Annotated in this window: 18 protein-coding genes; 13 read left to right on the top strand and 5 right to left on the bottom strand. The window is 52.4% G+C overall.

Annotation, left to right across the window (positions count from 1 at the left end; genetic code table 11):
- Positions 1-17 precede the first annotated feature (17 nt).
- From ACFVSO_RS01325 to ACFVSO_RS01315, 3 genes are all read left to right on the top strand, one after another.
- Positions 18-899, top strand: a complete 882-nt coding sequence (locus ACFVSO_RS01325; protein ID WP_387469293.1) for a carbohydrate ABC transporter permease — start codon at positions 18-20, stop codon at positions 897-899.
- Complete coding sequence (locus ACFVSO_RS01320; protein ID WP_387469291.1) at positions 896-1,831, top strand: carbohydrate ABC transporter permease; 936 nt, start codon at positions 896-898, stop codon at positions 1,829-1,831. Before ACFVSO_RS01325 ends, ACFVSO_RS01320 begins: the two co-directional genes overlap by 4 nt.
- A 74-nt stretch (positions 1,832-1,905) precedes the next feature.
- On the top strand, positions 1,906-3,597 hold the full coding sequence (locus tag ACFVSO_RS01315) for a glycoside hydrolase family 5 protein (RefSeq protein ID WP_387469289.1): 1,692 nt from the start codon (positions 1,906-1,908) through the stop codon (positions 3,595-3,597).
- Positions 3,598-3,667: 70 nt separating this feature from the next.
- Here ACFVSO_RS01315 and ACFVSO_RS01310 read toward each other — a convergent pair whose 3' ends face one another.
- Both ACFVSO_RS01310 and ACFVSO_RS01305 read right to left on the bottom strand, forming a co-directional pair.
- Positions 3,668-5,305 (bottom strand): helix-turn-helix domain-containing protein, encoded by a 1,638-nt coding sequence (locus ACFVSO_RS01310; RefSeq protein WP_387469287.1) that lies wholly within the window; start codon positions 5,303-5,305, stop codon positions 3,668-3,670.
- Positions 5,295-7,112 (bottom strand): sensor histidine kinase, encoded by a 1,818-nt coding sequence (locus ACFVSO_RS01305; RefSeq protein ID WP_387469285.1) that lies wholly within the window; start codon positions 7,110-7,112, stop codon positions 5,295-5,297. The genes ACFVSO_RS01310 and ACFVSO_RS01305 overlap by 11 nt, the downstream gene beginning before the upstream one ends.
- 248 nt (positions 7,113-7,360) lie before the next feature.
- Here ACFVSO_RS01305 and ACFVSO_RS01300 point away from each other — a divergent pair, with 248 nt between their 5' ends.
- From ACFVSO_RS01300 to ACFVSO_RS01255, 10 genes are all read left to right on the top strand, one after another.
- The gene (locus tag ACFVSO_RS01300) at positions 7,361-8,716 is read left to right on the top strand and encodes an extracellular solute-binding protein (protein ID WP_387469283.1); all 1,356 of its coding nucleotides are present in this window, start codon (positions 7,361-7,363) and stop codon (positions 8,714-8,716) included.
- 103 nt (positions 8,717-8,819) lie between these two features.
- A complete protein-coding gene (locus tag ACFVSO_RS01295) occupies positions 8,820-9,704 on the top strand; it encodes a carbohydrate ABC transporter permease (protein ID WP_387469281.1) in 885 nt (294 codons plus the stop codon).
- Between the two features lie 17 nt (positions 9,705-9,721).
- On the top strand, positions 9,722-10,540 hold the full coding sequence (locus ACFVSO_RS01290) for a carbohydrate ABC transporter permease (protein ID WP_387469279.1): 819 nt from the start codon (positions 9,722-9,724) through the stop codon (positions 10,538-10,540).
- Positions 10,541-10,755: 215 nt separating this feature from the next.
- Entirely contained in the window at positions 10,756-11,721 is a 966-nt protein-coding gene (locus ACFVSO_RS01285; protein ID WP_387469277.1) for an ABC transporter permease, read from the top strand.
- A 37-nt stretch (positions 11,722-11,758) separates the two neighbouring features.
- Positions 11,759-12,661 (top strand): carbohydrate ABC transporter permease, encoded by a 903-nt coding sequence (locus tag ACFVSO_RS01280; protein WP_387469275.1) that lies wholly within the window; start codon positions 11,759-11,761, stop codon positions 12,659-12,661.
- A 76-nt stretch (positions 12,662-12,737) separates the two neighbouring features.
- Entirely contained in the window at positions 12,738-14,396 is a 1,659-nt protein-coding gene (locus tag ACFVSO_RS01275; protein ID WP_387469273.1) for an extracellular solute-binding protein, read from the top strand.
- Positions 14,397-14,487: 91 nt separating this feature from the next.
- Positions 14,488-16,047: a response regulator gene (locus tag ACFVSO_RS01270; RefSeq protein WP_387469270.1), complete on the top strand. Its 1,560-nt coding sequence runs from the start codon at positions 14,488-14,490 to the stop codon at positions 16,045-16,047.
- Between the two features lie 26 nt (positions 16,048-16,073).
- Entirely contained in the window at positions 16,074-17,831 is a 1,758-nt protein-coding gene (locus tag ACFVSO_RS01265) for a sensor histidine kinase (protein WP_387469268.1), read from the top strand.
- A 59-nt stretch (positions 17,832-17,890) separates the two neighbouring features.
- Positions 17,891-18,352 carry an MEKHLA domain-containing protein gene (locus ACFVSO_RS01260; protein WP_387469266.1) on the top strand — a complete coding sequence of 154 codons (462 nt, stop codon included), beginning with the start codon at positions 17,891-17,893 and terminating at the stop codon, positions 18,350-18,352.
- Positions 18,353-18,361: 9 nt separating this feature from the next.
- Complete coding sequence (locus ACFVSO_RS01255) at positions 18,362-19,240, top strand: DUF72 domain-containing protein (RefSeq protein ID WP_387469263.1); 879 nt, start codon at positions 18,362-18,364, stop codon at positions 19,238-19,240.
- Positions 19,241-19,883: 643 nt separating this feature from the next.
- Here the strand turns inward: ACFVSO_RS01255 and ACFVSO_RS01250 are convergent.
- From ACFVSO_RS01250 to ACFVSO_RS01240, 3 genes are read right to left on the bottom strand one after another with little or no spacing between them, the layout of a single operon-like run.
- Positions 19,884-21,038 (bottom strand): DHHW family protein, encoded by a 1,155-nt coding sequence (locus tag ACFVSO_RS01250; RefSeq protein WP_387469260.1) that lies wholly within the window; start codon positions 21,036-21,038, stop codon positions 19,884-19,886.
- Between the two features lie 21 nt (positions 21,039-21,059).
- Complete coding sequence (locus tag ACFVSO_RS01245; RefSeq protein ID WP_387469257.1) at positions 21,060-22,454, bottom strand: MBOAT family O-acyltransferase; 1,395 nt, start codon at positions 22,452-22,454, stop codon at positions 21,060-21,062.
- 15 nt (positions 22,455-22,469) lie between these two features.
- Entirely contained in the window at positions 22,470-23,081 is a 612-nt protein-coding gene (locus tag ACFVSO_RS01240; protein WP_387469255.1) for a DUF4358 domain-containing protein, read from the bottom strand.
- Positions 23,082-23,261 lie beyond the last annotated feature (180 nt).

Raw genomic sequence — 23,261 nt, 5'->3', positions numbered from 1 at the left:
AGATCGGAGAGAGCCTTATGACATCAAGAATATGGAAGAAACACGTGATGCTGCTCGTATTCGTGCTGCCGGCGCTTGCCTTTTATGCTGCCTTTACCCTTGCCCCCGCATTCGGGGGCTTGTGGTACAGCTTGACGGATTGGAACGGGTTGAATCCGTCCTATGGGTTCGTCGGCTTGTCCAATTATGTAGAGGCGATGGGCGACCGGTATTTTTTGAAATCGCTATGGTTTACGGTGAAATTCGTCGTGTATATGCTCGTGCTTCAGAACTTGCTGGCTATATTGCTTGCTGTGCTGGTGGAGTCGCTGGGCAGAGGCAAAGTGTGGTTCCGGACGATCTTTTTTATGCCGAACATGCTTAGTCTTATTATTGGCGGATTTATGTGGATGTTCATCTTTACAAGAGTGTTCCCATACTTGGCGGAAAAGACGGGCTGGCTGCTGCTGGACCAGTCGTGGATCGGCGATCCTCAGTATTCCTTCTTTGCGATACTGGCCTTATCCCTATGGGGCGGCGTCGGCTACTTGATGGTCATCTATATTGCGGCGCTTCAGGGCGTGCCGAAGCCGCTCAAGGAAGCGGCTGCGATCGACGGAGCGGGCGCTTTTCATATCTTTCGCCATGTGACGCTGCCGATGATCTACCCGGCGCTGACGATCGGCGTCTTCCTGACGCTGAACAACTCGTTCAAGGTGTTCGATTCGGTATATGCATTGACGGGCGGCGGCCCTGGACGTACTACACAGGTTATCGCCATCAATATATATGAGGAAGCCTTCAGCTTCAGCAATCGCTACGGCTATGCCAGCGCCAAGGCGATGATTCTGTTCGGCATTGTGCTTGTTATCACTATCATTCAGCTTGCAATTATGAAGCGGCGGGAGGTGAGAGCATGAAGAGTGGTCAATCTCATGCGGCAGTCGTTAAGAGGAGCGGGGAAGCGACGGGAGCGCTGCATGGCAGCAAGCCGTCAACGTCTCCCGGAACGGAGAATACTCGGTATATTGGCAGACGGCTGGGTAAAGCAACGGTGTGGTTGTTTCTCATAGTTGCCTCCGTGATTACGTTGTTTCCGATTTATATGGCGCTGCTGAATTCGGTAAAGACGCAAGGAGAGATGCTGACGAATATATTGGCCTGGCCCGCGCTGCCGGAGTTCGGCAACTACGCAGACGCTTTTCAGAAAACCCGTTATATGCGCAGTTTGGGCAATACCTTCGTGGTCGTAGTAGTAGGGCTGACGGGCATCGTGCTGTTCTCCTCAATGGCGGGCTACAAGCTGTCGCGGACGCCGGGGAAGCTGAGCGGCTTTCTGTTCGGGCTGTTCATTATGTCGACCTTAATTCCGTTTCACTCCATTATGATCACGCTTGTGACGATCAGCAAGGAGCTTCGTCTCCAAGGCTCGACAGCGGGTCTCGGCCTGTTGTACATCGGCCTTGGCGTTGCGATGGCTATCTTTCTGTACCACGGCTTCGTCAAGTCGGTGCCTAGAGAGCTGGATGAAGCGGCCGTTATAGACGGCTGCGGGGAGTTTCGGCTGTTTTTCACCGTCATTCTGCCTCTGCTTATGCCGATTACGGCGACGATTGCGATACTCAACACGCTATGGATGTGGAACGACTTTCTGCTTCCGCTGCTGGTGCTGACAGATTACAAGAGCTATACGCTGCTGCTGTCTACGAACATGCTGTTCGGCGAGTACAACAACGACTGGTCCGCCATACTAGCGTCGCTGGTGCTGGCTATGCTGCCGGTCATTGTCTTATATCTTGCGCTCCAGAAGTATATCTTGCACGGCATTGCCGAAGGGGCGATTAAAGCTTAGTTGGTCATAGGAATCAATTCGCAAAGATAGATAGAGAAGCTTCAAGAGGGCTCATGACGACAGGAGGGAAAAGATTGACACGTAATCGAACTCGGGAAGTAACGGGATTTGTACGAGCTGACGGACAGGTGCTGCGCAACGGGGATGGGGAAGAGTTTATTTTTCGCGGGGTTGGATTCGGCAGCTGGCTTCTGCCGGAGGGGTATATGTGGAAGTTCCCCAAGGAGGGGGATCGTCCCCGCCGGATTGAAGGCATGATCGAGCGGCTGGTAGGCAAGGAGAAGGCGGAGCAGTTCTGGTCTTCCTACTATTATCGCTATATCACCGAAGAGGATATTGCGAGAATTGCGGAAGAGGGCTTTAACTCCGTGCGGCTTCCGATCAATAGCCGGTTCTTGCTGGGAGATGATTCGGTGGTAACGCCTGACGGCTTGACCGCTTACCGGGAGGATCGGCTGGTTCTGCTGGATCGTATGATCGACTGGTGCAGAATGTACGGCTTGTATGTCATCCTGGATTTGCACGGCGCTCCGGGCGGACAGACCGGGGCCAATATCGATGATTCAGAATTTGACCGTCCGGATCTGTTCACAGATGAGCGTCATTGGCGGCAAACGGTAGATATGTGGCGCATGCTGGCAAGCAGATATCGGGATGACTGGATCATTGCCGGCTACGATCTGCTCAATGAGCCGCTTCCGGAATGGTTCTCTACTTACAACGATAAAGTAATGCCGCTCTACCGTGAGATTGTACAGGCGATCCGCGAGGTGGACCAGCGGCATATGATTATATTGGAGGGCGTGCATTGGTCGACGGATTGGTCCATCTTCGAGGATGCGTTCGGGGATAACCCGATTGACGACAATGTACTTCTGCAATTCCACAAGTATTGGAACAATCCCGATACGGAGAGCATCGCCCAGTACCTGGAGCTTCGCAGCAAGTGGAATGTGCCGATCTTCATGGGCGAAGGCGGCGAGAACAACAAGGATTGGTATACAGGCGCGTTCCAACTGTTCGAGGATCACCATATCTCATGGAATTTCTGGACATGGAAGAAGCTGGACACGACGAACTCGCCTTGCTCCATCCCCAAGCCGGAGGGCTGGGAGCTGCTGGTCGATTATTTGCAGGGTGGCAAGCAGCCGGATGCGATTACGGCGGAACGCATCTTATGGGACTATCTGAATTTGATGAAGCTGGCCCATTGCGATTATCTTCCGGAAGTGGTCCGGGCGCTCTTGCGCCGCGCTCCGGTTCGAATTCCGGCTGTTTTCTATGGCTACAAGGGCGAAGGCGTCAGCTATGGATTCGGTCATCCCGGTACGAACAGGGCGCAGGATACTGCATCTCCTACAGGGTTCCGTGCGGGAGACCGTACGAATATCCGGTTTGTAGACAGCGCGCGTAAGGCCGCTACCTTCGCGCATGGAGGCGGCGAGGAATGGGAGCCGGATCAGTGGTTATGCCTGGAGCTCGCGGAGGGCGATTGGTTCAGCTATGACTTCATCGGCGATGACAACGATCCGGGCGCTGAGTTGACCCTGCAGTTGAAGCTGCAGGCAGCGGGCGAAGACGGGGAGCTGGAGCTAGCACTGGATGGTCAGCCGGCTGACCATCTGAAGGTGGCGGCGGGTGACTGGCATGCTTCGGACCTAATCGCTTTGGGCGCTGTAAGGCCCGGCGAGCATACGATCACGTTGCGATGCATTGGCGGACCGCTGCGGGTGAAGTGGCTGCTGCTGGAGAAGAAGGGGCAATAAGAGCGGGTATGAAGCATTGCAGCCAGGATGCAACGTCCGGCTTATGACGATCACGATACAAGAGGGCAGCCTATTGGCTGCCCTCTTGTGCGTTCCCCTTCTGATATTGACTTGGCGTCATGCCGGTCCACTTCTTAAAGGTGGAGCTGAAGTGCCGCTCCTCCCCGTAGCCGACCAGCTTGGCGACCGCATAAATCTTGTAATGCTCGCGAAGCAGCTCCTTAGCCCGCTCTACTCTGTACTGATGCAGGTAATCGAGGAAGTTGACGCCAAGCTCCTGCTTGAACAGGGAGCTTAAGTAGGAGTTGCTGACGAACGTTTCCTTCGCGGCCAGCTCCAGGGTCAGGTTCGTATCATATTTGGCTTTGATCAGCTCCAGCGTGGCCTGGACGGTACGGTGAAGCTGCTTCTGGTTCGATGATGTCTGAGCGATATTCTGTACGATTTTTTGTAAAATAACGGAGCAGTCATCCAGTGTCTCCATATTCGGTACGCTTTCGATCCAGTTGATGGGATGATTATGCCACTCGATCGTTCCGGCAAGACGTTCCTTCGCGATGCGCTGCAAGTCCATGACGATGCCGCTGACGCGCCAAATAATTTCGGGACGGGAGTAGGTTGTTCTTTCCTTGAGATAAGCGATTGCCGCGTCAATGGCGTCAACAGCGCCTCCGTACTGGCTAACCTGAAGATGGGAAAGCAGCTCTCTCTGAATTCGCTCCAGGAATGGATCTTCCATAATGGATATCTCGCCGGAGCGCTCGCCCCTCAGATCATTGAAGAGGAAGATGCCGCCCTTGCCCTGATAAAATCTTGCCTCCATCGCTTTGCTTGCTTCCTCGTAGGCTGATTTGGCATCGTTGACGGAGGGCTGGACGGAGCTGAGCGAGAGGCTGACTGTCAGGCTGAGATAGCTCTCCAGATTTTGCTTCAGCAGCCGTAATCCCTCCATATGGGAGGCATCCGTATGATTGCCGGAGCCGTTCGCCATCCAGAGCAGCTCATCGCCGTGACGAAACACTTCAAGCTTGCCGTCAAAGTGGGGACGAAGCGTCTCGTCGGTAATATTTAGAATGGCGTAGCGCATCAGCTCCAGATCCCGGTTGCTTCGAATACCCGTACCTCTCTCGCCCGCGTCAATCTCAATTCGCCCGACGATGATCGGCTCGGGCTGAAGCGACAGATTAAGCTCGCGCATGGACACCCCCCGCTCCTCCAGCGGCATGAGCGGCTGCTGAATCCATTGGGACAAGATCCCGTTCTTCAGCAGCTGGATACTGCGGTTCCAGGTACGGCTAAGCTCAGAGAACTTGCGGCCTCTATGTTCAGCCGTCTCGATCTTCTTCTTCACGTCCAGAACGACGCGCAGAATGTCATGCGGCATGCAGGGCTTTACCAAATAATCGGATACGCCTAGAGTGATCGCCTCCTTCGCGTAGTCGAATTCGTTGTAGCCGGTCAGCAGAATGGAGTGGAAGGACATGCCCGCATCCTTGGCAGCGCGTATGAGGTCAAGCCCGTTCATGAACGGCATGCGGATATCGGTCAGCAGCAGGTCTGCTCCTGCCTCGTGCATCAAGTCAAGCGCCTGCCGGCCGTTTTCGGCTTCGCCGACAATTTCAATATCATATAATTTCCAATCGATAGAGCCGACAATGCCCTCGCGGAAAAACTGCTCATCCTCGGCAACGATCATTTTAAGCGTCATGGCCTGAATCCCCCTCTTTGATTCGAACTTGGATGCGAGTGCCGATGCCTTCCCTGCTCTCGATCTCGAAGACGGCTTCCTTATAGAACAAGGCCAGCCTCTCCCGGATATTGGCGATCGCCATGCCGGACCTTGATCCTTCGCTTGGCAGCTTGACAGACAGAGGAGCGCCGGAGGCGTTCAGACGCTGAACCAGCTCGCTTGGCATGCCTGGACCGTTGTCCGTTACCTCCAGCACGATCCAGCCTTCCTCCCGGCTGGCCCGGATGAAGATATTGCCCGTACCCTCCGCCTGTTCGATGGAATAGATGATCGCATTTTCCACCAGCGGCTGTAGCAGCAGCTTCGGCATGCGGAAGTGCCTCAGCGACGGCTCCATCTCAATCTCGAAGTATAGTCTGGTCGGGTAGCGTTTTTTCTGGAGATACAGGTAATGACGCACGAGCTCTACCTCTTGCTCCAGCTCGACAAATTCATTGCCGCTGTTCAGGCTGAGGCGGAATACCTGGGAGAGCGAGACGACCATCTCGGATATTTCCTTATCGCCCTTCTGCAAGGCGCTCCAGTTGATCATATTCAAGGTGTTGTACAAGAAATGCGGATTGATTTGGGATTGCAGCGCCTTCAGCTCTGCTTCCCGCTGCTTCAGGCTGGATGCATAGACATCGTCAATGAGTACTTTGATCCGCCCGACCATGGAGTTATACAAGTAGCCGAGCCTTCCGAATTCGTCGTTGCCCTCAATGTCGACCCGCTGCGAGAAGTCGCCAATTTGGAGGGCCTTCATGGAGTGCATCAGTTTTTTCATCGGATTCGTAATGATTTTGGCGATGATCCATGACATTAAGATGGCGATAAGGCAGACGGCAATCGTGATGGAAATCGTTGCGGAACCGATGTTTTTCAATTCTGCGACCAGCTTGCTGCGGTCCTGTATAACCACGGAATGCCAGCCGGTGATGCTGGAGACGGCATCCGAGACGATTAGATCCTCCCTTTGCTTAAGCTTATCCAGCGTCTCCGCGGGGGTGGACAATTCGATCGTACCCTCCAGCGCATAGATCGGAAGTTCGTTGACAGATAAGCCGATCCACGCTACATTGGTGGCGGCGAGCACGGTGCCGTCGTCATTCATGATGAACTGGGTCGCATCCTTGGCCTCGTGGAACAGGCTGCGGCTGAGCTTGTCGGCGTCCATGCCGACGACCAGCAAGCCGCTAGGCTGATAGCGATAGTTTTTGTACGGTTTAATGTAGACAAGCTTATGATGATAATCGCCAGGCAATACGTTATCCTCGGGGCGAAGCATATCCCAGAGCTGGTTGCCGGGGGAGGAACGCAGCCTCTCATAATAAGGCGTTTCTTTGAACCGGTCATAACTGATAGCGCTTGCAATTCCCGTCTGTGTAATGACGAAGGGGCTGCTTGCCGAGCTGTCGTTCTTCACCGCATACAGGATGAGCGACTGAATCGTCTCGCCCGTTACCATAAGCGGAAGCAGGCTCTTGAACACCAGATCGCGCCGGTAAGGCGTGTCTCCATTCAAGACCATCTCCTGCACGGATGCGTTCAGGAAGAGATAGTTCGTGAAGCTGACGGAATTTTGGGCAAAATGGTCCAGTTGATCCTTTGTCTTCACCGCCATGTTCAGCTGGGCTTGGCGAATCTTGTCGACAACCTCTCGGGAAGCAATGGAATACGAATAATAACCCGTCACGCCGACCGTAACAATCAGCAGCGGAACGACGAGCGCCAGCAGCTTCCGCTGCAGGGGCATATGGCGAAAGAAAGGGGCGAGCTTGCTCAACCGGGATCACCTGCTGTCATCATAATTAGGAATAGAAAGTGGCTTTGTGTAGATCGCGCAATCGATTGGATAATTCGTACAATCAGTATAGCAAGAATTGGGTGACCAGAGGCATGTTTTCACTTATGATCAAAAAAATGACGCAGTTCTTCTAAAATATGAAGCATATTTTTGTCGAATTCATTCGGGCTATAATGAGTGCAGAACAGGACAACAGCTTGTTCAACAATAGAAAAGGTGGGGTATCCATGAAAAAATGGCTTACGATTTGTGCGGCTATCATTCTAGTCTTCACGATGGCGGCATGCGGCAACAAAAATACGAATAACGGGAACAACCCGACGAATTCGCCTTCGAATGCGCCTGAGACGACTCCGTCCGCAGATAACGGGACTACGGAGCCTATTACGCTGAAGTTCTTCTCGGCGCTTGCTGACCGTTCCAACGGCATGGGCAAAATCGAGCAAGCGATCATTGATTCTTATATGCAAGAAAATCCGAATGTGAAGATCGAAGTAGAAGCGCTCCAAGACGAGCCTTACAAAGCAAAGGCGAAAGTATACGCGTCCACAGAGTCGCTGCCTGACATCATTCAGGCATGGGGACAGCCTTCCTTCATCAAACCGCTGATCGACAGCGGAATGCTGCTTGAGCTGAACCCGGCTGACTTCGAATCCAGCGGCTTCATCGCCGGCTCGACGGACGGCTTCTCGCAAGACGGCAAGCTGTATGGCCTGCCGCGCAATACCGACTTCCTGGTGCTTTACTACAACAAAAAAATGTTCGATGACAACGGCATTGCCGTACCGACTACGGTAACCGATCTCGTAGAAGTATCCAAGCAATTCCGCGCGAAAGGCATTAACCCGATTACGACGAATGCGATGGAGGGCTGGTCCCTTCCAATCTGGTTCGAATACGCTCAACAGCGTACTAGCGGCGACTTCAACAAAATTGACGCAGTTCTGAACGGCGAAGGCACATTCTCTGGCGATGCAGACTTCCTGGCTGCGACGCAGTCCATCCTTGATCTGGCTGATGCGAAAGCATTCGCAGACGGCTTCCTGACAGCTGACTACGGCACTTCCCGCAACCTGTTCGGCCAAGGCCAAGCGGCTATGTATGTGATGGGCAACTGGGAAGCAGGTTTGGCGACAGACGAGAACTTCCCTGCTGAATTCCGCGACAATGTAGGCGCGATCTCCTACCCGACATCCGACAAAGGCAAAGCCAGCGATCTGGCAGCATGGTTCGGCGGCGGTTATTCGATCTCGAAGAGCACGAAGCATCCGGAGGAAGCGGTTAAGTTCATGCAATACTTCTTCAAGCCTGAGAACTGGGCGAAGCAGCTGTGGCAGACTGGCTCCGGCACGCCTGCTCAGAAATTCGATGAGTTCCTGACTGGTGAAGAGTCTGCGCTCCAAAAAGGTCTGGTAGACGTATTCAGCTCCACGACTTCCGCATCCAATACGCCATTCCATGATCTTGGCACAGACGAGTACAAAACAAAGGTGATGGAAGCTCACCAGAAGCTGTTCGGCAAGTCGATTTCTCCAGAAGACTTCTTGAAAGAGCTTGATGCAGCGGTTGCGCTATTGCCATAACGTTCAATGAAGCAACCGGGAGCAGTGGAATTCTTTCGCTGCTCCCGTTTTTCAAACACAAGGGTCAAGTAAAGAAAAAGCGAAGCCGGGAGGCGGAGAGAACATGCATAAGCTGCTAAGTAATCGAAGAACGATCTTCGCGCTGGTTGCGCCGGGATTATTCCTGTTTTTATTCATGGTGTGCTTTCCTATTATAATGAGCGCCTATTACGGCATGACGGATTGGCGGGGGATTGGCTCTTACCAATTCGTAGGCCTTGATAATTATATGAAGATTCTGTTCGATGACCCCGTATTCTGGCGGTCGCTCATGAATGCGCTGCTGCTGCTCGCTGCGACGCTGCTGTTGCAACATCCGATTGCCCTGTTATTCTCGATATTCGTCACGAATGCGGGCAGGTACGAGAAGCTGTTCCGCACGATCTTCTTTATTCCAGCGGTTATCTCCATCGTCGTTACGTCCAAGATGTGGGTCAGTGTGTTTCACCCCAACTATGGCGTGCTGAATAAATTATTGACTGCCGTTGGACTTGAAAGCTGGAAGCAGGACTGGCTTGGCGATCCCAACATTGCGATTTGGTGCGTGATCTTCGTCATTATGTGGCAAGGCTTCGGTTATGCGCTTCTGCTCTACTATGCCGGTCTTCAAGGTATTCCGAAGGATCTCTATGAAGCCGCGGAGCTGGACGGCGCTGGCCGGTTCAAGCTGTATACGAAGGTAGTCATTCCGCTTCTGAGACCAATGGTTCGCGTAGCAGTCGTTATTGCGGTGACGGCCTGTCTCAAACAGATGGAGACCATCTTCCTTATGACGAACGGCGGACCGATCAATACGACGCAATTCGTCGGCAACTATCTCTATAAAACGGCGTTTACATCTTCCCTGTACGGCTATGGCAATGCGATCTCGGTTATCTTCGTCATCGTCTGTCTGATCATTACTGTCGTTATGAACCGCGCATTCAAAAAAGACGTAGGCGAATTTTAAGGGAGGAGAACGTAACCATGGTAAGAAAAATAACACTGCATACGCTGTTGTGGGTCGTTGCGCTGCTCCAGCTATTCCCGCTCATCTGGCTTATTAACTATTCGTTCCTCAAAAGCGGAGACTTCTTCGGCAGCAGCATTCTGAAGTGGCCGGAGAAGCTGGAATGGTCCAATTATATCAATGCGTTCACATACGGAAGCGTACCGAAGTTTCTGTGGAACAGCGCGTTTATTACGACAGCGGCTATCCTTGTAGCGGCCGTATTGTCCCTGATGCTCAGCTATGCGTTCACGCGCATGGAGTGGAAGCTGCGGGGAGTCACGATGGCGTTCATCATGCTGGGCATGATCGTACCGATTCATGCGACGCTGCTGCCTAACTTTATCCTGTTCAACTGGATCGATCTGCTCGACAATCCGCTGTCGCTCATCCTGCCATATATCGCATTCTCCTTGCCGATCAGCATGCTGATTATTTCGGGCTTCCTGGAGACGATTCCGAAGAGCATCGAGGAATCGGCGGTGATGGACGGCTGTTCCGTCTACGGCGTCATCTTCCGCATTATTATGCCGATGACGAAGCCTGCGCTGGCAACTGCCTGCATTATGAACTTCATCAGCTGGTGGAATGAATTCATTATGGCGAACACGTTCCTGACTTCAGAGAAGTTCAAGACGCTGCCGTTCTCCATCATGAAGTTTGCCGGGCAATATTCATCCAACTACGGCGCGCAGTTCGCCGTTATGACGATGATTGCTTTGCCTACTGTCATTATCTACCTAATGTTCACAGAACAAATGTCGCGCGGCATTACGGCAGGCGCGGTGAAGGGCTAACGGCTGCTTTGCAAGCAATAAAAAGTGCTTGTATATCGAACTCATAAATCTATGGCATTAAATTGTTAACCGACAATTTAATGCCATTTTTTATCTAAAAAATCAGGGTGAACAAGAGCGTTGATTTACGATACTTTTCGTTGAAACCGGGAGTAGTTTCGCCTATTTCATCCTTTTACAATAAAGGTAACTTAGCTGGCGGGAGGAAGTGCAAGATGCAAAGAGAGACGATAGCTTCGGCGGCGACAAGCGCTGCCGTCTCCCACAAGGAGAAGCCTTTATGGAAGCGCTTCATTATGCAGTGGCAAGTGCATGTCATGATTTTTCCGGCGTTAATCCTTATATTGATTTTCAACTATTTTCCGATGTACGGCGTGCTTATGGCTTTCCAGGATTACAACCTGTTCGGAGGGTTTTTCGGCAGCAAGTGGGCGGGGATGAAGCATTTTGAAGCCTTCTTCAACTCACCGGATTTCTTCCGGGTTATGCGCAATACGATTGTGATCAGCTTGCTCAAGCTATGTATCGGATTTCCTGCTCCTATCCTCCTCGCCCTTATGCTCAATGAGGTCAGGAATATGGTGTTCAAGCGGGTGATCCAGACGATCAGTTATTTGCCCCACTTTCTGTCATGGGTCATTGTCTCCGGTTTCGTTATTTCGTTGCTGTCGGTTGATAACGGCAGCCTGAATATGCTGCTTGGCAAGCTTGGATTGATAGACAAGCCGATCAATTTTCTCTCCTTGCCGGAATACTTCTGGGCGATCATCGTTACGACGAATGTGTGGAAGGAAGTTGGCTTTGCGACCATCGTCTATCTGGCGGCGATCGCCGGCGTTGATCAAAGCATGTACGAGGCCGCTTCAATCGACGGCGCAAGCAAGCTGAAGCAAATCTTTCTGATCACTCTTCCATCGATCATGCCGGTTATTATCATCTTCTTGATCTTGAATATCGGCAGCCTGCTGAATGCAGGATTCGATGACCTGCTCCTGCTCGGCAACAGTGCGATGCTTAGGGATGTCGCGGATGTTATCGACACCTACGCGTACCGGGTCGGCATCATCAATAACCGCTTCTCTTATGCGGCAGCGGTCGGATTGTTCAAGGCCGTCATTAGCGTAGGGCTTCTGACCTTAGCCAACTTCCTGGCCAGAAGGGCGGGCACAAGCTTATGGTAATGCGGGCGACACTTAGAGGGAAAGCGGTGAAGACAGCATGAAGCTTAGCGCAGGGGACAAAACGCTGCATGTCGGGATCTATATCTTTCTGGTCATTCTGGGTTTTCTGACGCTGTATCCGTTCTGGAACTCGGCAGTTATCTCCTTCAATCTGGGGCTGGATACAGCCAAGGGCGGCATTACGTTCTGGCCGAGACAATTTACGTTCGATAACTACTTGATCGTCTTCCAGGACACGCGGATCGTGCAAGCCTTCTACGTATCGGTCCTAAGGACGCTGGCAGGCACCTTCCTGTCCATCCTGTTCACATCGGTGTTCGCGTACGGCATGTCGATCAAGGGCATCGTGTTCAAAAAGTTCTATATGGTGTTCGCCGTCATTACGATGTACTTCAGCGGAGGACTCATCCCCTTCTACCTCGTCAATCGCGAGCTGGGGCTGATGAATACCTTCTGGGTCATGGTCATTCCGACGGTCATCAGCGTGTATAACATGATCATCTTCAGAACGTTCTTTATGGGATTGCCGAACGGACTCGAAGAGTCGGCTCGCATAGACGGCTGCAGCACCTTCGGGGTTTACTTCCGAATCGTATTGCCACTCTCGGGGCCTGTTATCGCAACGCTATCCTTGTTCACGGCGGTCTATCATTGGAACGATTGGTTTACGGCTACGATCTTTATTAACAAGACGGAGCTGTTCCCGATCCAGACGATGCTTCAGCAGATATTGAACTCCAACATTATGACGGAGCAGTTGTCGATGGCAACCAAAGGCAATGCTGCAGCGGCGGATGCCATGAGCCGTATGCAGAGCGTAACGACCAAGTCGCTTACGATGGCGACGATGATGGTAGCGACGCTGCCGATCATCCTGGTGTATCCTTTCGTCCAGCGCTTCTTCGTCAAAGGTGTGCTGATCGGTTCGTTGAAAGAATAGCCTGAGAGCGTTATTCGACTCAGCCGCGAGGCGGAGATGAATATAGATTGAAAATCATTAGGGGAGGCTTATCTGGATGAAGAAGTCAAAGAAACTGCTGTCCGGCGTATTCACGCTGGCGCTGGCAGGAGCGTTAGCCCTGAGCGGCTGCGCGGGTAAGAATGCGCCGGCTGCGACACCCGGAACCAACACGGGCGGGGATAAAGGGAATCAAACAGATCAGAAGAGCGACGGATTCCAATTCGGCGACACACCATTCAACTTTACGTATTATGTCAATTACGATTGGTGGACAACTGAGCCTTGGGGCGCCAGCCCGAACAGCAAGTGGGTGCAGGATAATCTGCATGTGACGGTCGAGCCAATTCAGTCGGGCGGAGCTGCTGCCCAGAAGCTTAGCACCATGATCGCATCCAAAGAATTGCCTGACGCTATGATGATGGACCGCGGTCCCGATGTGGAGCGGCTTCGCCAGGCAGGCGCGCTTGTGCCGCTTGATGACTTTATCGACAAGTACCCGAATTTGAAGAAATGGGCTGGCGAAGAGACATTGAACATGCTGAGATCGCCAGACGGCAAAATCTATCAGTTCCCGAATTGGTTTACAGCTGCGCCGACAGGCAATGACGGCTGGTTCGTCAATAAGAAGATTTACGAGGAGCTTGGCAGACCGAAGCTGGAGACGTTCGACGATCTCCATGCCTATCTGAAAAAAGTCCAGGAGACGCATCCTGATTTGATTCCGCTGGAAGTCGGACGAGAAGGCCAAGGCGTTGAGGTCATGTTCGCCGGGTTCGCGAATGACCACCCAAGCCAATTCAGTTATATGAAAGCTTTTACACAAGGCGATAAGCTGGTCACAATCTACGACAATGATGCTTACAAGGAAACAATGACCTTCGCAAGCCAGCTGTTCCGCGAGGGATTAATTACGCAAGATGCGCTTACGCAGAAGGAAGATCAAGTCAAGGAAAAGCTGGCAACAGGCAGAGTGGCCGTATTTGTCGGCGGCAACGCAACGAATCTCGGGCGTGAAGGCCATAATGCGCTTAGAAGCTCCGATCCGACAGCAGGCTACGAGTTTATCTGGCCGCTTGCGAAGCCGGGCGTAGACAAAAACAAAATCTATCCGAACGGCTATAACGCGCTCGGCTGGAACGTCAACGTTATCACGACAAACGCAGAAAATCCGGAGGCGATCTTCGCTTATCTGGATTGGATGACGGGCGAAGAAGGACAGCGAATCATGTTCTTTGGACCTCCGGGATCGTACTGGGATGAAGTGGATGGAGAAGGCGCTCCGGTTCCGAATGATAAGTGGTTCTCCACGCCGCAGGAAGAGAAGGACAAGGAGAAGCTGGAAGCTTACGTATGGGCTGGCAATGCGACATATGTGGATACGACCAAGTCCAAGATCGAAGCGAACCTGCCGGAAGAGCAGCGCAACTGGGGTGCGGTTGCCCAGCTCAACGTCGCTTGGAAGACATCGCATAACAATACGCAATTCAACAATATTGATCCGGCTCCGGATACGGATGAAGGCGTTATCCTGCAGCAGGTCAACGATATTGCGAAGGAATACTTCGGCAAGATGCTGTTCGCGAAAAACGACAGCGAGGTGCTGAGCCTGATTGAATCCGCGAAGAAGGAAACGAACAGCCTTGGCTACGACAAGGTGCTCGACTTCAGAACGAACGTATGGCAAGAGAACCTTGCCAAGATGAGCGGCAAATAAAGACAGTTCGGCCCATAGCAAGAGGATATACGGCGACGTATATCCTCTTCTTGGGCTTCTGTCCCATTTCAGACTGAAAGTGGGGGCGTGCATGTACAGAGTTGTGCTGGTAGATGATGAGGAGCTGGAGCTGACCGGCATTCAGAAGCTGGTGCCGTGGAAGGAGCTCCATATGGAAGTGAAAGCGGCCTGTCCGGACGGCTTCTCCGCTTTGCATTACTTGGAGGAGAACGAAGCCGATATTCTGGTGTCGGATATTCGTATGCCGATCATGTCGGGCCTGGAGCTGGCGAGCAAGGCTCAGCGGCTGCATCCCAATCTGAGGATTCTGTTCATCAGCGGATACGAAGACTTTCAGTACGCCAAGCAAGCGTTATCGATGAAGGCGAGCGGTTATGTCCTCAAGCCGATTAATGACGACGAGCTGATGGGTGCGCTCCAATCGGTCCGCTCCGATCTGGACGGGGCGAATCGGCAGCAGCAGCGGGAGCAGTCCATTCAGCAGTCAATGGTGTATTTGAAGAACGAGCTGCTGGAGCGATGCCTGGAAGGGACGCCGGACCGGGACGCAGTCATTGAGCTGATGGCCCAGTTCCGTCTCGGCGTGCAGGTTGGGCCTCTGAGAGCGGCGATTATTGAGATTGAGGATATGGATTGGCGTACGGAGAGCCAATCTTCGGAAGCGGCTCATGGGGAGCTGCTGGGCGCGCTCACCTCGCTATGCTCAAGTAACGGGATGGAGATGTTCTGCCGCCTGTCTTCGCGGCGGCTTGCTGTCGTAATGGAGGAGTTGCATACCTTCGCTACCTTGGAACGGATGATGGAGGAGCTGTCCGCCAGTCACCATGCGACCTTGACGATTGGATTAGGCCAGGCAGTAGACGAGCTGGAGCGGCTTCATCTGTCTTATGAAGAAGCAAGCAAGGCGCTTGCCATGAAGATGTTCCAGGGGAAAGGGAAGGTCATTGCGTATTCTTCGACCAAGGAAGAAGCGCAGGATAGCGCGCTCAATATTGAGGCGACGGTGGACGACTTGTTCGCCGCGATGACGCAATATGAGCTGGTCCGGATCGTCGATTGTATGGAAGAGCTGTTCCAGCAGGTCAAAAATATTAAAAACCCGTCGGCAGTCCGCAACTATTCCTTTTTTGTCATCAGCCGTCTGGATGCTTATTTGAACAGCTTGAATGAAAGCTTATTATCCATGACCGGACAAAACGGCTTTGCGCTCGACAAGCTGTTCGACTTCGAGACAATCGATGATATCCACTCCTGGCTGCGGCGCAAAATCTTCGAGCTGTCGGAGCAGCTTCACAATAAAAGGCAGCGAAAAAACGTCAAGCTGATCGGTCAAATCCAGAGCTATATCGACCAGCGGCTAGGAGAGAGCATCTCGCTAAAGGAGGTCGCGCAGGCCTTTTCGTTTTCTCCGAATTATTTGGGCCACTTATTCAAGGAGGAGACTGGAGAGCTGTTCAGCGATTATTTGATGCGGGGACGTATGGAGCTTGCCAAGCGGCTGCTGGCTGATACCGGGATGAAGGTGTATGAAGTGGCCGACCAGGTAGGCTCGGGCACGTTGGCCCACTTCGGCAAGCAATTCAAGGACTATACCGGCATGACGCCAGGCGAATACCGGAAGCATCTCTAACATCTATGCGCGAGGAGGCATATGCCGTGAAGAAGAAGCCGATGCTGCCGTTCGGATATAAACTAATGGTCTCCTACTTGATGATGGCGCTGATCCCCGTCATGATCATCGGGTATTATGCCTATACGACTTCAGTGAAGTCGATCAGGGAGCAGGCGGCTTCCTCCATCGAGGGCACGCTGCAGCAGACAAAGGAAAATGTGCTGTATCGGTTCCAGCTGCTCAGCCGCACATCGGATCAAATCTATTGGGACTACGCGCTGCAAGAGGATTTGAGATTAAGAAACAATGGCTGGGCCATCTACAACACGACGATTAAATCCATCGAGCCAAAGCTGCAAAATGCGGTCAATCTGACGCCGCATCAAGCGCTGCTGCGGTTCTATATCAGCAATGAGGAGTTCCCGGAAATGTATGCGCTGCATATGCCGGGCGCCGATCCGCTGCAACGTATGGAAACGTTCGAGCTGCTCCATTTGAACCGGATTAAGGACAAATATTGGTACAAGACGCTGCCAAGCGTAGATGATGGAGAGATTGATCAGTCCCAATATTGGATGCAGGTAGAAGAGGATCGCATCGTAGGCAATCTATCGTTGATGAGACGCGTATATGACTATCAAAATCGCAATCAGATTGGCTTCATCCGGGTAGTGACCAAAATCAATCAGCTGCTGAGCGGCGTCCATTACGAGAAGCTTGGCGAGAATAGCGCCGTCATTGTGCTCGACGAGTGGAACGAAGTGATCTATGCCTCGGCGCCTACCAAGCAAGACTATCCGCTGCTGAATAAGTGGAACTCGGATTGGGAGAGAGGCAACCTGTCCATCCGCCAGCAGCTCCCGGATATTGAATGGACGCTGGTCGCTCTCGTCCCAGACGAGCAATTGGAGAAGCAGATCGGCAAAGTAAAGCTGATGACGATTCTGATCTGCATTGGCAGTTTCATCATGTTAGCGGTGATCAGTCTGGTAGTGTCGAAGTTTCTCACCGTGCGCATATCCAAAATCATTCAATCGCTTAACGCGTTCCGGGAAGGCCGCTTCAATAAGCGGATCCAATATAGCGGCAACGACGAATTCTATTATATCGCCGAGGCATTCAACGAGATGGGCGGTTATATCAATACGCTGATTAAGGAAGTGTATGTGGTGCAAATGGAAAAGAAAGGTGCGGAGCTGAAGGCGCTTCAGGCTCAGATCAATCCGCACTTCTTGTACAACACGCTGTCCTCCATCAGCAGGCTAGGCAAGTTAGGCGAGATCGGCAAGCTTGACCAGATGGTGATGGGTCTTGCGAAGTTCTATCGACTGACACTGAATAACGGCAAATTTATTATTCCGGCTCAGTTGGAGATTGAGCAGGCACAAGCTTATATTGCGATCCAGCAGATCAAATATGGCAGCCGTCTGGACGTGTTGTTCGACATTAGCGCCGAAGTGTACGGCTATCGAACCGTGAAGCTGATCTTGCAGCCCTTTATCGAAAATGTGCTGGAGCACGCTCTGTACCAGCCTCGTATCCATATCAAGGTATGCGCCTATGTGGAGCAGGGCCGTCTGGTATTCCTGGTCGTCGATGACGGCATCGGAATGAAGCCGCAGAAGGTAAGCAGCATTTGGTCCGATGACGATACCCGGATTGGATACGGTATCCGCAACGTCGACGACCGGATCAAGCTGCATTACGGACAGCAATACGGCGTTACGATTGGAAGTGTATACGGCGGAGGCACGTCGGTCCGTATTACGGTTCCGCTGAGCAGGCAAGACGAGACGGCTTGAAATACGTCCGACCTTCCTTCATGATGAAAGAAAGATATCGGGAAATGGAGGAAGGCGCAATGGATGAAATTAGAGGATTGGGCACGCGGGAAGAGCATGCGCGGTTAATTCTGGACAGTTATTGGCGCATGACGGGGAAAGAGCTGCTTCAGCTTAGTCCGGGAGAAGATGAGGCGAAAGCCATCGAGGAATCGTCGATCGTTATTCTGTCCCATGGTACGGAGGCGGACCCTGTGCTGAACTATGGCAACTGCATGGCCTTGCAGCTATGGGAGATGGATTGGGAGACGTTCACCAGCACGCCGTCCCGCCTGACCGCTGAGCCGTTGGAGCGGGAAGAGCGGGCGCGGTTCATGAGCCGGGTGACGGCTGATGGTTATGTAGACGAATACACGGGCGTTCGGATATCCAGCACCGGCAAGCGGTTCTATATCGTGAGTGCTACCGTATGGAACTTGATAGACGGAGACGGTACCTATAGAGGACAAGCTGCCGCATTCTCCGATTACCGGCGGTTGTAGGAGGCGGCGATGAGCATACAGATTGGACTTGCAGGCTGGGGAGATCATGACTCCCTGTACCCGGAAGGCACGAAGCCGGGTGAGAAGCTGAATGTATACGGCAGCCACTTTCCGGTTGTAGAGGTAGACAGCACCTTCTATGCCATACAGCCGCAGGAGCGCTTCACTGCATGGGTCGAGGGCACGCCAGACACTTTGCGATTCGTCGTCAAGGCGTATCAAGGCATGACAGGCCATCAGCGCGGGCCGGCGGCTGCGAAGGATGATCCCGACGAGATGGCTGAAGCCTTCCGCCGGATGCTTGTGCCTGCGCTGGATAGTGGCAGGCTGACGGCGGCGCTGTTCCAATACCCGCCTTGGTTCGATTGCATTAGCGCTAACGTGAAGCAATTACGGGAGATGAAGCGCAGAATGGAGGGTATTCCATGTGCGCTGGAGTTCCGGCATCAGAGCTGGTTCGAGGCGGGGATGAAGGAGCGGACGCTTGAATTCATGCGGGAGGAAGGCTGGATTCACAGCATCTGCGACGAGCCTCAGGCAGGCATTGGCAGCATCCCGACCATACTGGAGGCGACGGATAAGGACACGTCTATCGTCCGATTCCATGGCCGCAACGCGGCGAACTGGAACAATGGCGGCGGCCCCAACTGGCGGGAAGTGCGCTATCTGTACAACTATTCTGACACGGAGCTGTCGGAGTGGCGGGACAAGCTGGAGAGCTTGCTTGCGCAGAGCCGTGACATCGCGGTCATCTTCAACAACAACTCCGGCGGACATGCTGCTGGCAACGCTAAGACCATGATGACGATGCTGGGACAAAGTAGACCGGACGGAAAGGAGCCTTTTTACTGGCCTCCACCCGGTCCGGAGCAGTTGGAACTGTTTTGACGCGCAATATCTGTTTGAATGAATTGGTTTTTGAAATATTGCATCAGAGCTTAAACTATTGTATCTGTTGTAGCGTATCTAGTTACTGAACTGTGCTGTCGCAGATAAGCGGAGCGCGGGAAGGTTCTGGAGAAACGGAGTGTTCGCCTTTGTAGACGGATTCTTACCCTGTGAGGGTTAAGAAAATCAAAAGAATTCGTCTACAACAGCGATCGGAAGAACAATCCCGCGCGCAGCGGCTGTGGCGACTAGCCATCCATTCATACATTGGGCAGCCAGGTTGCAGTCCACTCCAAGACGATGTTGACGTTGTTAGACCAAAAAAACCGGGCGGAAGTGAGCCATATGACTCCCCTTCGCCCGGTTCTGGAACTGTTTTGACGCAATAGTTGTTTGAATAAATTGGTTTTTGTAATGTTGCATCAGAGCTTGACCTAGCGTATCTGTTACTAATCTGCACTGTCGCAGATAAGCGGAGCGCGGGAATGTTCTGGAGAAACGGAGTGTTCGCCTTTGTAGACGGATTCTTATCCTATGAGGGTTAAGGAAATCAAAAGAATCCGTCTACAACAGCGATTGGAAGAACAATCCCGCGCGCAGCGGCCATAGCGATCAGCAATCTATCAATTTAGCAGTTTAGCAATCAATACTTCAGCTTCAGCAATCCTCTCTCTCCTACAAAGGTAGAGGTATTAAACAACATCAGCGCATCGTCGATTCCGTTCTGCTCCATATAGTCGCCAATATTGCCGTTGTAGAACCGAATATCGATCATATGGATTTCCTTCACATGGTTCGTCAGGAACGGCAGCATGCTGTGCGCATAAGAGTCTTTCACGATCAGCAGCTTATCCAGATCGACCTGCTCAGGTGCGAGGTCAGAAGTTACGGTTACGAGGGCATGAACGCCGCCTTGGAAGTAGCCGTATTTGTCTTTCTTCGCCAGGTAGCTCTCATCGTACAAGCTGTCCTTCGTCGTGTCCGTATCGGCAATATACATCTCCGAATGCACCTTGTTTTTCGGTTCGTACACCTCAATAGAGTCCGGCTTGGCCGATCCGAATTGCCCGCGCGTGTGATAGCTGCCGAGGAACGAATCCGTCACCGTGCGAATATGGAACTCGTCTTCCGTCATAGGCGTCCAGCCCATGTCTGAGGCATACGCTTTGTAAGCCAGATAGGCGCCGTACGAAGTCCAGTGATGATCCGTTTTATAAAAGAGCTCGCGGCTATCCTCCGAACGATTCTCCCCCTTAAAGAAGTCAAATCCATTCAGGAACGTCACCCCATTCCCAATCCTGTCCGCAATAAAGTCATGCACAATGCCTTGCGGGTATGCGGCAGCCTGCCATGGCAAGCGTTCCGGGTATACGCCTACTGAGTTCGGCGACAGCAACAGCTTCACGGCGGCATCGGGATGATTGGTTGCGAACTGCTTGATTGCGTCGGCATAGTCGCCAAGCATCTCGAAGTCCGGCTCGCCAAATTTTTCGAACAAATAACCGTCTTTTCCCAAGTAAATACCGTTGTTTTCTTTCTGAAGCCTCAACTGCTCCATCGTTGACTTGGTCTTTACCCAGTCGGAGCGGAACGGGAAGTGGTCGGTCACGAACAGCTCGGCGTCATCCGCGAATTGCTTCGACCAGAGCCGCTCCCAATTCAGCTTCGGCGCTTCCTGCAAATTCCGGTTCTCCGTCTCGGAGAACACCGACTTCGGCAGAAGGAAAAATAACGCGGACATGATGCCCAGCAGCGATACAAATCCCCAGGTATAAACCCGGTCCATAACTTTCTTCATAAACAGCGAACTCCCTCTCGGTTAGAACCGGAAATACAGAAACGGGTTAAAGGTTGCGTCTACCAAATAAGCGACTGATATCAGGAACAATATGCCATGCCAGACCAGTGCAACTGCAGGATGAAGCAGCGTACCGTCTGCCCGGATGCCTCGCGGTCTCTGCATCGATGCCACGATTAGCAATAGCAGCAGAATAGCGTTTGTGTAGAACAAATAGATCGTTTGCTGGTCCCAGAGCGGACTGCCATTCGCACCAAACATCGCGCCGAAGTAAGCGGTCATGTCCGGAAGCTTGTCAAAGGCGAAAAATACCCAGCCGATCAAAATCAAAAACAGCGCGTAACTGTGACGTATCCAACGAGGCAGCTTCGACAGCAGCTCCAGCGCAAACCATTTCTCGATCATCAGCACCAAGCCGAAATACAATCCCCAGAACAGGAAGTTCCAGCTGGCGCCATGCCAGATGCCTGTCAGCGCCCATACGATCAGGATGTTGCGAAGCTGGATCGACAGGCCGCGCCTGTTGCCGCCGAGCGGAATATAGACATATTCCCGGAACCAGGTGCCGAGCGAGATATGCCATCTCCGCCAGAAATCCGTAATGCTTTGCGCCGTGTACGGTTTGTTGAAGTTTTCGTTGATCCGAAAGCCGAACATCAGTCCAAGGCCGATCGCCATATCGGAATAACCGCTAAAGTCGAAGTAGATCTGGAATGCAAAGGCGATAATGCCAAGCCATGCCGTGAGCACGGGCATCGTATTCAGATGTCCGGCCGAAATCTCATTCCACAGCATGCCGATGTTGTTCGCCAGCAGCACCTTCTTCGCCAGGCCGATCGTGAACCGGCGCACGCCCTCCGCGAACATCTCGTTGTTCACGAATCGCTCGCGCAGCTGCTCCACAATGGTGTTGTAGCGGACGATCGGTCCGGCTACCAGCTGCGGGAACAGGGCGACGAAGGTGGCAAAGTCCAGCCAGTTGCGCTGTGCCTTCGAGGTGCGTCGATAAACGTCAATAATGTAGGACATAGACTGGAACGTATAGAACGAGATGCCGATCGGAAGCGGAAGATCGGTCGGCGGGATGCTTGTGCCGAGCAGCGCGTTCACGTTCCCAATCAGGAAATCGGCATATTTGAAAAATCCGAGCACGCCCAGGTTCACAATAATGGATGCCGTCAGAATCCACTTTCTTGTCGCTTCGCTCTTCTTCTCTCCGTCTAGCAACAAGCCGAAGATATAATCCGTACATGTCGAGAATAGCATGAGCGCAATGTAGATCGGCTCGCCCCAAGCGTAGAAGATCAGGCTTGCGACGAGCAGAATGACATTGCGGATCCGCTTAGGGGAGAGATGATAGACGAGCAATACAGCGGGCAAGAAGATAAATAGAAATAAGAGGCTGCTGAATACCATCTTCTTGTCCGGTTATTACTTCACAAGTGAATTGAATTCGGATACGATATCATCAGCCGATTCCGAAATGACGAACAGCACGTAGTCGCCTTTTTTCACAACTTGAAAGTTTTTGGCGTTCTCGTATTGGTCCTGCAGGTACGTCTCGAATTGCTTCTGCACGTCGGCAGCACGCTTCTTAACCGCTTCTTCCACTGTCGCGACATCTTTGGCATCCTTCACTTTCAGCACGGCTACCTCATTCGTCTTCACGTTCATAAGCGGCGACATAATGGCATAGTCCGCAAGGATCGACGGGTCCAGGTGATACAGATCCTTCACCATGTCGCCTTCGATTGGGGCCAGAGCAGGCTGTTCCACTTTGTTCAAGATCGCATCTACGATTCCTTTGGCGGAATCCGTTTCTGCGCTGCCCGCGCCAGTGCCGGCTCCTTCTTCCTTGCCTTTATCCGCATCTTCTCCCGGAGCGGTCTCTCCGCCCGAATTGGAACCTGCGTTGCTGCCGTCTTGCGACGTATTTGATCCGTTGCCGGCATTGACGTTTTTATCGGTATTGTTTCCGCTGCATGCTGTCAGGGCAACGCCCATAGCTACGACCATCAATAGTTGAAGTACTCTTTTTTTCATGTTATCCATCTCCTTGGTGTGTATCTCGTTTGTTTGTGAACTCACATTGGTACAAACGGTAGGCGTCATAATAATGTTGCACTCCGTATGCTGCTTGGGAATAACTGCTGAATGCCGCTTCATAGTAATGGCGCATCCGGGAGCCCGCGGCAAAAAAATTCGCTCAAATGAAAATAGGTA

This window comes from Paenibacillus sp. NPDC057967 (assembly GCF_042887015.1).
GTDB lineage: Bacteria > Bacillota > Bacilli > Paenibacillales > Paenibacillaceae > Pristimantibacillus.
This window is presented reverse-complemented; position numbering and strand designations above follow the sequence as displayed.

Bases quoted from the DNA above. Each gene is read 5' to 3' on its own strand.
- ACFVSO_RS01325 (WP_387469293.1), top strand. From the start codon at position 18: ATGACATCAAGAATATGGAAGAAACACGTGATGCTGCTCGTATTCGTG.
- ACFVSO_RS01320 (WP_387469291.1), top strand. From the start codon at position 896: ATGAAGAGTGGTCAATCTCATGCGGCAGTCGTTAAGAGGAGCGGGGAA.
- ACFVSO_RS01310 (WP_387469287.1), bottom strand. From the start codon at position 5,305: ATGACGCTTAAAATGATCGTTGCCGAGGATGAGCAGTTTTTCCGCGAG.
- ACFVSO_RS01300 (WP_387469283.1), top strand. From the start codon at position 7,361: ATGAAAAAATGGCTTACGATTTGTGCGGCTATCATTCTAGTCTTCACG.
- ACFVSO_RS01295 (WP_387469281.1), top strand. From the start codon at position 8,820: ATGCATAAGCTGCTAAGTAATCGAAGAACGATCTTCGCGCTGGTTGCG.
- ACFVSO_RS01290 (WP_387469279.1), top strand. From the start codon at position 9,722: ATGGTAAGAAAAATAACACTGCATACGCTGTTGTGGGTCGTTGCGCTG.
- ACFVSO_RS01285 (WP_387469277.1), top strand. From the start codon at position 10,756: ATGCAAAGAGAGACGATAGCTTCGGCGGCGACAAGCGCTGCCGTCTCC.
- ACFVSO_RS01280 (WP_387469275.1), top strand. From the start codon at position 11,759: ATGAAGCTTAGCGCAGGGGACAAAACGCTGCATGTCGGGATCTATATC.
- ACFVSO_RS01275 (WP_387469273.1), top strand. From the start codon at position 12,738: ATGAAGAAGTCAAAGAAACTGCTGTCCGGCGTATTCACGCTGGCGCTG.
- ACFVSO_RS01270 (WP_387469270.1), top strand. From the start codon at position 14,488: ATGTACAGAGTTGTGCTGGTAGATGATGAGGAGCTGGAGCTGACCGGC.
- ACFVSO_RS01260 (WP_387469266.1), top strand. From the start codon at position 17,891: ATGGATGAAATTAGAGGATTGGGCACGCGGGAAGAGCATGCGCGGTTA.
- ACFVSO_RS01255 (WP_387469263.1), top strand. From the start codon at position 18,362: ATGAGCATACAGATTGGACTTGCAGGCTGGGGAGATCATGACTCCCTG.
- ACFVSO_RS01250 (WP_387469260.1), bottom strand. From the start codon at position 21,038: ATGAAGAAAGTTATGGACCGGGTTTATACCTGGGGATTTGTATCGCTG.
- ACFVSO_RS01245 (WP_387469257.1), bottom strand. From the start codon at position 22,454: ATGGTATTCAGCAGCCTCTTATTTCTATTTATCTTCTTGCCCGCTGTA.
- ACFVSO_RS01240 (WP_387469255.1), bottom strand. From the start codon at position 23,081: ATGAAAAAAAGAGTACTTCAACTATTGATGGTCGTAGCTATGGGCGTT.